Annotated in this window: 14 protein-coding genes; 5 read left to right on the top strand and 9 right to left on the bottom strand. The window is 37.5% G+C overall.

All coding sequences use genetic code 11. The annotated features are described in order from the left end of the window. Window positions 1-57: 57 nt before the first annotated feature. A complete protein-coding gene (serC, locus tag OPF91_RS08760) occupies window positions 58-1,146 on the top strand; it encodes a 3-phosphoserine/phosphohydroxythreonine transaminase (RefSeq protein ID WP_264988368.1) in 1,089 nt (362 codons plus the stop codon). A 151-nt stretch (window positions 1,147-1,297) separates the two neighbouring features. Then, entirely contained in the window at window positions 1,298-1,609 is a 312-nt protein-coding gene (locus tag OPF91_RS08755) for a hypothetical protein (RefSeq protein WP_264988367.1), read from the top strand. Between the two features lie 42 nt (window positions 1,610-1,651). On the opposite strand, the gene OPF91_RS08750 is transcribed toward OPF91_RS08755, so the two are convergent. Genes OPF91_RS08750 through OPF91_RS08740 form a run of 3 tightly spaced genes read right to left on the bottom strand, consistent with a single transcriptional unit; the run spans window position 1,652 to window position 3,683 of the window. Further along, entirely contained in the window at window positions 1,652-2,062 is a 411-nt protein-coding gene (locus OPF91_RS08750; protein WP_264988366.1) for a Fur family transcriptional regulator, read from the bottom strand. Beyond that, window positions 2,059-2,922: a metal ABC transporter permease gene (locus OPF91_RS08745; RefSeq protein ID WP_264988365.1), complete on the bottom strand. Its 864-nt coding sequence runs from the start codon at window positions 2,920-2,922 to the stop codon at window positions 2,059-2,061. The genes OPF91_RS08750 and OPF91_RS08745 overlap by 4 nt, the downstream gene beginning before the upstream one ends. Before the next feature lie 14 nt (window positions 2,923-2,936). After that, the gene (locus OPF91_RS08740) at window positions 2,937-3,683 is read right to left on the bottom strand and encodes a metal ABC transporter ATP-binding protein (protein ID WP_264988364.1); all 747 of its coding nucleotides are present in this window, start codon (window positions 3,681-3,683) and stop codon (window positions 2,937-2,939) included. Window positions 3,684-3,780: 97 nt separating this feature from the next. Between OPF91_RS08740 and OPF91_RS08735 the strand changes: the two genes are divergently transcribed. Beyond that, complete coding sequence (locus OPF91_RS08735) at window positions 3,781-4,017, top strand: endonuclease IV (RefSeq protein ID WP_264988363.1); 237 nt, start codon at window positions 3,781-3,783, stop codon at window positions 4,015-4,017. A 66-nt stretch (window positions 4,018-4,083) separates the two neighbouring features. Here OPF91_RS08735 and OPF91_RS08730 read toward each other — a convergent pair whose 3' ends face one another. The 6 genes from OPF91_RS08730 to OPF91_RS08705 form a co-directional block, all read right to left on the bottom strand. After that, window positions 4,084-4,614, bottom strand: a complete 531-nt coding sequence (locus tag OPF91_RS08730) for a hypothetical protein (protein ID WP_264988362.1) — start codon at window positions 4,612-4,614, stop codon at window positions 4,084-4,086. Next, a complete protein-coding gene (locus OPF91_RS08725; protein ID WP_264988361.1) occupies window positions 4,598-5,146 on the bottom strand; it encodes a hypothetical protein in 549 nt (182 codons plus the stop codon). The genes OPF91_RS08730 and OPF91_RS08725 overlap by 17 nt, the downstream gene beginning before the upstream one ends. Before the next feature lie 146 nt (window positions 5,147-5,292). Continuing rightward, window positions 5,293-6,186 (bottom strand): deoxyribonuclease IV, encoded by an 894-nt coding sequence (locus OPF91_RS08720; RefSeq protein WP_264988360.1) that lies wholly within the window; start codon window positions 6,184-6,186, stop codon window positions 5,293-5,295. Between the two features lie 12 nt (window positions 6,187-6,198). Then, window positions 6,199-7,500: a DEAD/DEAH box helicase gene (locus OPF91_RS08715; protein WP_264988359.1), complete on the bottom strand. Its 1,302-nt coding sequence runs from the start codon at window positions 7,498-7,500 to the stop codon at window positions 6,199-6,201. Window positions 7,501-7,693: 193 nt separating this feature from the next. Then, window positions 7,694-8,104, bottom strand: a complete 411-nt coding sequence (locus tag OPF91_RS08710; protein ID WP_264988358.1) for an SRPBCC family protein — start codon at window positions 8,102-8,104, stop codon at window positions 7,694-7,696. Between the two features lie 410 nt (window positions 8,105-8,514). After that, window positions 8,515-9,750, bottom strand: coding sequence for an EAL and HDOD domain-containing protein (locus OPF91_RS08705; RefSeq protein ID WP_264988357.1), 1,236 nt, complete (start codon window positions 9,748-9,750; stop codon window positions 8,515-8,517). Between the two features lie 311 nt (window positions 9,751-10,061). Here OPF91_RS08705 and vrrA point away from each other — a divergent pair, with 311 nt between their 5' ends. Together vrrA and OPF91_RS08695 are read left to right on the top strand one after the other, a co-directional pair. Further along, on the top strand, window positions 10,062-10,526 hold the full coding sequence (gene vrrA / locus OPF91_RS08700) for a VrrA/YqfQ family protein (RefSeq protein ID WP_264988356.1): 465 nt from the start codon (window positions 10,062-10,064) through the stop codon (window positions 10,524-10,526). Window positions 10,527-10,600: 74 nt separating this feature from the next. Next, entirely contained in the window at window positions 10,601-11,575 is a 975-nt protein-coding gene (locus OPF91_RS08695) for a 4-hydroxy-3-methylbut-2-enyl diphosphate reductase (protein WP_264988355.1), read from the top strand. Window positions 11,576-11,603 lie beyond the last annotated feature (28 nt).

The raw sequence follows: 11,603 nt of genomic DNA, 5'->3' as shown, positions 1-11,603 counted from the left end.
GCTTTTATCACATGTTATATTTCGCATGATTCAAAATGATAGAAGGAGTGTACGACTTTGACGCAACGAGCATACAATTTCAACGCAGGTCCATCCGCACTACCATTAGAAGTATTACAACAAGCGGAGCAACAATTCCTTAACTTTCAAAATTCAGGTATGTCGATTATGGAAATGAGCCATCGTGGCGCTATTTTTGAGGCTGTCCATAATGAAGCGATTACACGATTAAAGCAACTATATGCGATTCCTGAAAACTATGAGGTATTATTCCTACAAGGTGGCGCTAGCTTACAATTTGCCATGATTCCTATGAATTTCTTACAAGCAGACCAACAAGCTAGCTATGTACTCTCAGGTGTATGGTCAGAAAAAGCATTCGAGGAAGCTAAATTGTTTGGCACTCCTATTATAGCCACAAGCTCCAAAGATAATCAGTACCGGAACATCCCTAACTTAACAGACATCCAATTCCATGAACAAGATGCCTATGTTCATATCACTTCTAATAACACGATTTACGGTACACAATGGCAGGAATTCCCGAATACAGGTGAGGTGCCATTAATCGCCGATATGTCGAGCGATATTTTATCAAAGCCTATCGACGTTCGTCAGTTTGCACTCATTTATGCTGGGGCTCAAAAAAATCTTGGCCCATCAGGTGTAACGGTTGTGATTATTCGCAAAGATTTACTCGAAAAAGCGAATACTAACATTCCTACGATGTTAAAATACTCAACACATGCAGATAGTAACTCCCTCTACAATACACCACCAACATTTGGTATTTATATGCTGGGTGAGGTATTGAAATGGGTAGAGTCACAAGGTGGTGTGGCTGAAATTGCCAAGCGTAATGAGGAAAAAGCGAAGGTCATTTATGATGCGATTGATAACAGTAATGGTTTCTACTATGGACATGCTACACCTGAAAGTCGTTCACTGATGAACATTACATTCCGTGTCGCAGATGAAGCACTTGAAAAGCAATTCCTTGCTGAAGCAAAAGCTGCAGGTTTCGTTGGACTCGATGGTCATCGTTCTGTTGGTGGCTGTCGTGCTTCCACTTATAATGCGGTTCCATTAGAGGCTTGTGTTGCCTTACGTGATTTTATGATAACATTCCAACAAAAACATCAATAACGAATACACAAAGTGGATGATGCTATTTTCTATCATCCACTTTTTTTATGTGCCTACTAGACAGATTACTAAGTTCTTTCTTTTCTCTATCATATATTAAATCATGTAAAGGGTTTCCTTTATAAATAGGTACACGAGGGGAGGTATTTACATGATTGAAGATCAACGTTACACATCTTATATGAACGGGGCATGTTGTAAAAAACAAAATCCGACAAAGCCAAATTGCCCATCTGCACCTAAGCTGAATATTCGCTGTAAAAGCTGTATTTGTGCACAATTACACCAATTAGCTGTCCCTACAGTACTAGACTTGTTCTTATCAAATGGTAGCACATTCCTTGGTGTTACATTCATCGGCTTTAACAATAAAAATTGCTGTGCTTCGTTCCTTGAAGCTGGTAGTACAACACCGCTTATTATTGACTGCAACAAAATTGATGCAATCCGTAAAGCGGCTTAATCATAAAGGAGAGAGCTCTAGTAATGGGCTCTCTCCTTTTCATTATTGACAACTTGGGCATTTTCCATAAATCTCAAACTTATGTCCCTCAATTTCATAGTTAGGAAGCTTCTCATCCAACATTTCCATTGGACAAAGATGCAATTCTTTTACATTGCCGCAAACTAAACAAATAAAATGGTGATGATGCTGCGTTGATTCACATTGCATACGGAAATTGCGCTCACCGGATAGCTCTGTTTCTTCTAATATACCTAATTGGACGAATGTAGCTAAATTTCGATAAATCGTATCAAAGCTCATTCCTGGAAAATCCTTTTTCAAAACGACCAATAAATCGCGGGCTGTTAAATATTTATCTGTTGCCGCAAACATATCTAATAGTAATACACGCTTATCTGTCTTTTTATAGCCGTGCTCCTTCAATATTTCCCAAGCTCGTGACACATTCATGATATACCCTCCTTTTGTCTACTAGCCATACGCAAAGCTATTTTCTTTCCTATAATGACCAATAATAAAATGACAATAGATGTCACCACAATGGTTCCTCCTGGTGCTAAATCTAAATAAAATGCACTGACTAACCCCACGAGGACAGCTAATTCACCAAAAAGAATCGCAAAAATAATGGTTTGCGTAAATCCTTTTGCCAATCGCATTGCTGCTGCTACTGGTAATGTCATCAATGAAGATACGAGTAAAATGCCGACAATACGCATACTTGCCGCAATCACAAGCGCTGTTACCACCATAAATAATAGATGAATCCATTGTGCTGGTAGACCGCTTGCTTTCGCATATTCCTCATCAAATGACAAGACAAATAGTTCTTTAAAAAATAGCCAAAGAAATAGTACAACTACGAGCGCAATCCCTATAACAACCCATAAATCTTGACGAGATACAGCGGAAACAGAGCCAAATAAATAACTCATTAAATCCGTGCTAAAGCCGCTTGCAAGGGAAATAAAAATAGCACTAATACCAATACCACCCGACATGATAATTGGGATAGCTAGCTCCTCATAGTGCTTATACAAACGTCTTAAGCGCTCTATTAAAATAGAACCGCTGACAGAAGCCACAATCCCTAAATAAATCGGATTGAGCATCGCTAGTGCTGTGACTGACTGACTGATATATAAACTGCCCGCAATACCCGCTAGCGTCACATGTGATAGAGCATCTGCAATAAGTGACAAGCGACGTACAACGATAAAAACGCCTAATAATGGTGCTAATATGCCAATTAATAGCCCAGAGAAAAAGGCATTTTGTAAAAATTCATAATGTAAAATTGCTTCAAGCATTGTGCCTTCTCCTTCTAGTGAATTTTTCTCACTGCATGACCATACCACGCATCGAGCGTATTTTGTGAAATTGTATCAAAATCACCTTTATAACCATGAAAATGAATCGTTTGATTGAGACAGGCAACATGACTAATACGATCTGATACGATATCCACATCGTGCGTCACAAGCATCATCGTAATGCCCTGTTCCCGATTGAGTGTTACGAGCATATCATAAAAGGACTGCACATTCTCATGGTCAATCCCCACGGTTGGCTCATCTAAAATAAGTAGTTTAGGCTCACTAACTAAAGCTCTTGCAATAAAGACGCGCTGCTGCTGCCCACCTGATAATTCACCAATATTGCGATGGATAAACTTCTCCATTCCAACGGCTTGTAATGCTTGGTACACCTTTTCCTTTGCATCTCGTCCAGGTCGCTTCCATAGCCCTATCTTTTTCGTCAAGCCACTTTTCACTACTTCTTGAACAGTTGCTGGAAAGCCTGAATTGAACGCATTGGATTTTTGTGACACATAGCCAATCCATTCACGATGCTTAAATGTGGCACTGGGCTCACCAAAGAGTTTAATTTCTCCAGACATCGGCTTTAATAAGCCTAAAATAATTTTCAATAAAGTAGATTTGCCTGAGCCATTTGGACCAAGCAATGCTAAAAAGTCACCTTCTTCTACACGAAAAGAAATATTTTTCAATACTTGTGTATAGTCATATTGAAATGACACGTTTTGAATATCAATTAATGGTTTCTGCATAGTATTTTCGCTTCTTTCTAATTCAAAATCATTACGATTTACAAATGGTAAGTATAAATCAATGTCTGCTATTTGTAAAGAAAAAGGAGGAATTATCTTGAGTATTCAATTTTTACAGCAGTTAACGCAAAGCAGTGATAAAGAAATTGTTGAAATTGCACGCACAGAAGGCTTCGAGATTACGACTTCGGAAGTAAGAAAATTGCGTCCTCACCTAGAAAAATTCTCATTTTCTTGGCTTTTTTTAGGCATCCCTAAAGAAGTGCTCGTTGAAGTAGAGGCTGTATTAGGAAGAAAACGCTCTCGTCAGTTGATTGCTTTGTTTACGAAATAGCTTCTAATTGAAAAAAGCGAGGGAATTGAACGAAAATGCTCAATTCCCTCGCTTTTTGTTTCACATTCAAATATCCTTTAAATTCAAAAGTAAAGAACATTCTCCATCCTCTAAATTATAGATTGGACTAGTGCCTACTGTAGGTAATAACTCACAAGTTAAAGAGTAATACCAAGGATCTTCTATTTCCCACTCTAGATAGCTTTGAATAACAGATTTTTCTGTAATTACCTCTTTTTCACCTGAATCAATTGTATATTTAACCAATGCTACTGTATTATTTTCAATATTTCTTAAAATATACTGTATCTTCCCTTTATCTATTCGGATATGGTCGATACAATGGGTGTAATCAATAATTTCTATAGGGATTGCACATGACATACTTTGATTCTTAATCAGATTTTTCACAGATATGATATAAAAAGATTCCAAATGGTCATAATATGGATTTTCTTTGTCTATCGTCACAAATATATTTTGCTTTTCATGTGCCATAATTCTACCAGTTTTTATTAACACATAGGACTCGTTCTGCCATTCAAAATTTTTAGCCATATCGAATCGGCGTAAACTATCGTCATTTGGAAAGCACACAATTCATTTCCACCATATCCCTCTTCATTGAATTTATTAAAAATACGTATTTAAAATAGGGTGTCCCATGTTCGCCAGTAGTTGATAATAAAAATGTAAAATGTTCTTCACTAAAAGGGATTCCCTCATATTCAGGAGGCAGGTCAGATATAAAGAATAGAAAATAATCTTCGTTTAAGTAAACTAAATCTGTACGATAAGAGAGATGACGTGCACCAAAGTATTTTTTCAAATCAACTGTTGCGAATTTGTGCTGGACAAAGGATTCTATATTCAATTTAAAAAAATCAATATGGCTATGATGACCATCGAATTCTGCTAGATACATGCTCTTTTTATTAGGAGCATCCGCTTTTTGAGCATTCACATACCTAAAATCGTTATTTTCTAAAAATGCCCTCTGTTGCAAACAGTTGATTGTCCCCTTTTCCAAATCCACTTCACACAATCCAATGACATTTTCATTGATACTCACTACATTAAATTGTGCTTGAACAATTGGACTACTTGGAATCAGCTGGATACATTCCAATTCCAACACCCCTCTTCTCAAAAAAATGATTAATCATCATGTATTTATTTGCTGATTCACATCAAAATATGCTGCTAACTCTTACAATAATGTATATAAAAAAAGCAATTTTCTGTTCATCCACCAACAGAAAATCGCTTCTTTTACTATCCTCTTAATGCATCGATACGTGCTGGCTGAAATTCACCACTACGCAACATTTCAATTTCCTCTTTATATGGCGCAGATTTGCTTTTCGCATCTGTTGTCAAAGCTACATAAGGCGTTTCTAAAATCTTCGGTACAGCCATAAGCTGTGGATGATGCACAATATAATGCAGTGCCTCAAAGCCAATATGACCAAAACCGATATTTTCATGACGGTCTTTACGCGCACCACGGACATTTTTAGAATCATTAATATGCAGTACCTTAATACGCTCGACACCAATCAAGCGATCAAATTCTGCTAAAACACCATCAAAATCCTCTACGATATTATAGCCTGCATCATGCGTATGGCATGTATCAAAGCAAACTGATAAACGCTCATTATGTGTGACACCATCGATAATTTTAGCTAGCTCCTCGAACGAACGCCCACATTCTGTCCCTTTGCCAGCCATTGTTTCTAACGCAATTTGTACAGGAAAGTCTTGTGATAACACTTCATTTAGACCTTCAATAATTTTGGCGATTCCTGCATCCGCTCCCGCGCCAACATGTGCACCAGGATGCAACACAATTTGCGTTGCCTCTAATGCAGCTGTTCGCTCAATTTCAGCCTGTAAGAAATCAACCCCTAAACGAAATGTTTCAGGTTTCTCTGTATTACCAATATTAATAATATAAGGTGCATGGACGACGATATTGCTCATGCCATGCTCTTTCATATGTTGTAAGCCGTTAGCAATATTCAAATCCTCGATTGGCTTGCGGCGTGTATTTTGAGGTGCACCTGTATAAATCATAAATGTGTTTGCACCATAAGACAGCGCCTCTTTACTTGAAGCAAGCAACATCTCTTTGCCGCTCATCGAAACATGTGAACCTAATAACATGCTAATGCCTCCTTATTTTTTACCACGCGCTTTTAAACGACGTTCACGTTTTTTAATTTTTTCCATTTCCCATTTCATATTACGTTTATAGCCTGGCTTGACCTTTTTAGGTTTACGTACTAATGCCTTTGCTTTTGCATCAATTTCATTTTCCTGTTTTACACGATTTTTACGTGCATGACGATCCTTTAATTCTGACCATTCGCCATCCTTTACATCTTTTTGAACAAATGGAATACCCATTTTTTCAACGTTTACTACAGCATCCTCATCAGAAGGCTCAAACAATGTAATGGCTGTTCCTTTATTTCCTGCACGTGCTGTTCGACCAACACGATGAATAAAGAACTCTAAATCCTCAGGAATCTCATAGTTAATGACATGGGAAACACCTTGAATATCAATACCTCGTGCCGCTAAATCTGTTGCCACAATGTATTGATACTCTAAATCACGAATTTGTTTCATCATTTTTTTACGATCACGTGGACTTAAGTCGCCATGTATTTGACCGCAACGAACTCCATGCTCCTGCAAATAACCCGCTACTTGCTCAGCTGTTTTACGCGTATTTGTAAAAATAACGGCTAAATATGGATTAATCCCTTCCAATACATCCAATAAACGCTTATTACGTGACTTAGAGCGCACAGGAACAAGTACAAAATCAATGCCCTCTGCTACAGGACGTTTATCATTCATTTGAATATGCACAGGTGCTTCCATATATTTTTTCAAAAATGGCTGTAGTTTTTCTGGAATCGTTGCAGAGAATACGAACATTTCCAATTTCTCAGGCATATGGGAGGCAAAGCCATCAATTTCTTGAATAAAGCCCATATCAAATGCTAAATCTGCCTCATCCACTACTAAAATAGACGCTGTATGCACCAGCAATGCCTGTGCTGATACAAGATCACGAATACGCCCTGGTGTCCCCACAACAATTTGTGGTTGTGTTTTCAATTTATCAATGGAGCGCTGTTTATCCGTTCCACCCATAAAGAGCTTCGCTTGTATCTCAGTTCCTTCAATTAATTGCTGTAATGCATCAAAAATTTGCTGTGCTAGCTCACGTGTCGGTGAGGTAATAACAGCTTGTACTTCTTGTTTGCTTGCATCAATACGCTGCACAATCGGAATTAAAAAACTATGTGTTTTACCTGTTCCTGTATGTGCTTGTCCAATAGCACTTTTCCCTTTTAATACTAATGGAATGATTTCCTTTTGAATGGGTGTTGGTTCTGTAAAGCCAAGTTTTGCAATAGCTTCCTGCAAAAATGGCTGAAAATTATAATCGGTGTATTTTGACATTTTCCGTTCCTCCTAATCATCTTTGTTATTGTACCACGATTCACACCGCAACGTGTATTTATCGACAAATCCATTAAAATTACCATGCATCCTAGATTACTTTTTCATATAAAATGGGGCAATTTTCTATCTCTCGTTAAATCCAATGTCCTTTTCACACAATGACCACCTATCGATTATTTTGATAGGTGGTTTATAATCTTTCCTGTATTCCTTCTAAAACGGTCTCCCAATGCCTTTTCATTACTTCTCTAGCCTCTTGGTTGGGAAGCTTTTCTTGATGGAAACTAATCGTCGTTTTATCGCTTGCTTGTGATATAATGCGAATTTGAATTGTTGACGGTTTTTCCCATCCTTCTGTTTGCCACGTTAGTCGAAGCTGTTGCAACGGTTTAACGATCCGTATTTCGCCTTCCCCTGTTTTCGTCATATAATGTTGACCTGCTTGAAGTATTACATTAGCGCCTTCTCCTAACCATAAATGTAACCCTTCTTCAGAAGTAATCAGTTGCCACGCCTTTTCTTGTGAGATAGGGAAAGTTCTTCTAACCCCAATTTGAAATCCAACACTTTTCGTCTGTCCAACCACTCGTCCATTATCCATTTTCTCACCTCATTTAAAGTAATCGTCAATCAAAACGTACGTTCCTTTATTTTCATTATAAACAAGTGGATGTGTATTATACAAATATTTTATGTTCTAAAAAAATGGCACTTTCTTGTTCAGGAAAGTGTCTTACATTACTCACTGTTACACTTTTTATACAAAAAGCAGATGGTAATCAATCATTTTAATTTCATGCTTTGCGAATTGCCATGCTTTCACTAACAATCATTAACAATAGGGTTGAACGCTCATTTATACGAGTAGCATATTTTCGCCTTATAACTTTCCTTCATAGCAACTGTCTCTGATTTTTTCTATCACAAATTTAGTCATAAAAAACTGCACCTCCAACAATTGAAGTGCAGTTCACATTTTTCATCTTCTATTAATCCCTCTAAAAATTCACTCTATAAAGATTTTTCAGCCCATATGATAGCTTCATAATATAAATCATCTAAATGATGAATTTCTACATTTACCTGTGAGGCTAATTGCTCTAGTCGATCCCATTCCATCTTGCTTAAGGCAATACTAAATTCTAAATAAGGCGTTATATCTGTTTCTGTCCCAAGCAATGTTGTGACAACTCTTTCTGAGAGTGGCATTTTTCCTAATATTTCTTCTAACGGTCTTTGTAGTAATGTATCTATTAAAGAAAACATTCCCACTAAAAAATATTCGGATGTGTTTATTTTATACGACAATTTCGCTAACTTTTCACAAATTTTTGCTCGGAATAAAGACGTATACATCACTTCTTTTACCAAATCAGAATCTGCATTTTGACCACTCTCTCGCATCGCCAATAAATAAATCCATTTTTGCAAATTAGGTATTCCTAATATAATAATCGCCTGTTTAATGGATTGAATTCTAGATTTAAATTGCCCTGTAGCATTATTAATCATTTTTAATAACTTATATGTAAGGGACAAATCACGTTCAATATTTTCAGCAAGTAACTGAACATTCGGTTCCTCTTCTGTCAACAACGATAAAATCGTTAAATATTGTATTGTATTTGCAGGTATATCCATGGCTTTTATAATTTGTGGTTTCTCAAAAAAATAACCTTGAAACAACTCATACCCTGCTTTTTTCGCTACTTCATATTCTGCATGCGTTTCCACTTTTTCTGCTAACAATCGGATGTGTGGGAATTGTTCCTTCACTTTGCGTTCAATGGCTAGTCGTTCTTCTGGTGAGGAATTTAAAAAATCCACTTTAATATAGTCGATATAAGGGAACAGTTCATCATATACCTGCACAGGCTCTTCTAAAATAAAATCATCCAGTGCAATTTTAAAACCTCTTGCTTTCAAATCTTTCATTCGCTCTACTAATTGGGGTGTCAATTGTACATTTTCTAAAATTTCAATGACTACATGTAAAGGATTCAAATAACTTTCAATAGAACTTGTAATTAACTTTTCAGTGAAATTAACAAATCCTGGCTTATTTTTTGTCACTTCTTCTATACCCATCGTCACAAATGAGTTGACAAGCACCTCAATAGTCGCCATATCTGAATCTACCATCGGGAACACATTCGCATCTTTATTACGATATAATAGTTCATAAGCTTCAATTTGCTCATCTAAATTGAAAATTGGCTGTCTCCCAACAAACACTTCTACATCCATTCCCATTTCCACCTCTTATTTTTCACTCTGTATCTATGATATCAAGCTTCTCCACTAGCTATTCAAAGATGTTTGTACTACATTTTGTTAAAAGATCTCAGACTACCGTTATGAGCCACCATTTGCCACAAAATATACAATCAAGCATAAAAAACAAATATTATATCAATCAACTCTATCACTAGCATATCATATTCCCCCCTACAACTTCTAAACATTTATATCCTTTTGCACATTTCTCAGCGTATTTGCATATGATAGCTATAAACGAGTATGTCAATCGTAATCCACCCTACCGAAAGGAGATTATTATGGTATTTCGACAACCTTATCCATTCCCTATGTATCCTGGCAATATGAGAATGCCCATGCCTACTATGCCCCCAAGGTCCTATCTTCCGCCTGGAGGCTTTCCTATACAGCCACGTATCCCAACCAATTTTCCCATGACACAAGGAATCGGTTCATTCGGAGGGCAAATGGCAATGCCTCCTGTACAAGAGACTTCTAAAATCGGCTCATTCCTGCAACAAGCCAATAGCTTATTTAATACCGCTAAAACATACACACCTTATATTCAGCAAGCAATGCCAATGGTTAAAAATATTCCTTCCTTACTCAAATTATATAAGGGATTTCAAGGCTTACCTGCAGCAGATGCAGCCACAGCTACAGCAGCCGCTACCTCACTTACACGTAGCGCTCGAACAGTACCATTAACAACACCAGCCGCTCCACTACCATCCACACCACGCATTTTCCAACCACCAATGTAGATACACGTTTCTTTGTATTCATCGCATTTGTCCGTTATAATAATAGATAGGTAAGCTTGAAAGGAGTCACAACCATGCAAGTATTAAAAATTAACCCTCGTGGTTATTGCTATGGTGTTGTCGATGCAATGGTTATTGCACGAAACGCCGCACTCGATAAAACACTACCAAGACCTATCTATATTTTAGGTATGATTGTGCATAATAAACACGTCACAGATGCTTTTGAAGAAGATGGTATTATTACATTAGATGGCGAAAACCGTTTAGAAATTATCGAGCAGGTTGACACAGGAACTGTGATTTTCACAGCACATGGTGTTTCACCTGAAATTCGGGAAATTGCAAGACGTAAAGGACTTGTATCCATCGATGCAACTTGTCCTGATGTTACTGTTACGCATGATTTAATCCGTGAAAAGTCAGCAGCAGGCTACGATATTATTTATATTGGGAAAAAAGGGCATCCAGAGCCAGAAGGGGCGATTGGCGTTGCACCTGACCATGTACATTTAGTGCAATCTTCTACAGATATTGATACTTTACAGCTCACAAATCATAAATTACTTGTAACCAATCAAACAACGATGAGCCAATGGGATGTCGCTCACTTAATGGAGCATCTACAAGAAAAATTCCCACACATTGAAGTCCACAAAGAAATATGCTTGGCTACACAAGTACGTCAAGAAGCGGTGGCAGAGCAAGCAGGGGCTGCTGAGCTACTTATTGTTGTTGGTGATCCAAAATCGAATAATTCCAATCGCTTAACACAGGTTTCTGTAGAGATTGCTGGGACACCATCTTATCGTATTGCTGATGTATCTGAGCTAAAAATCGAATGGTTACGCGGCATTCAAACCGTAGCGGTTACAGCAGGTGCTTCCACACCAACACCGATTGTAAAAGAAGTCATTGCCTTCCTTGAAAAATTTGATGAACATGACGAATCGACACATATCATTCAACGAACAGTAACACTGGATAAAATTTTACCTAAAATTAAAACACCTACACCTGTGACAAAAATTATGCCATTTGACAAATAAAAAGGAAAAGCGTGAGAAGCTCGTGTGG

Source organism: Lysinibacillus piscis (assembly GCF_026012395.1).
In the GTDB taxonomy this organism is placed as follows: Bacteria; Bacillota; Bacilli; order Bacillales_A; family Planococcaceae; genus Lysinibacillus; species Lysinibacillus piscis.
The sequence above is the reverse complement of the archived record's forward strand: the minus strand, read 5'-3'. Positions and strand labels throughout refer to the sequence as shown.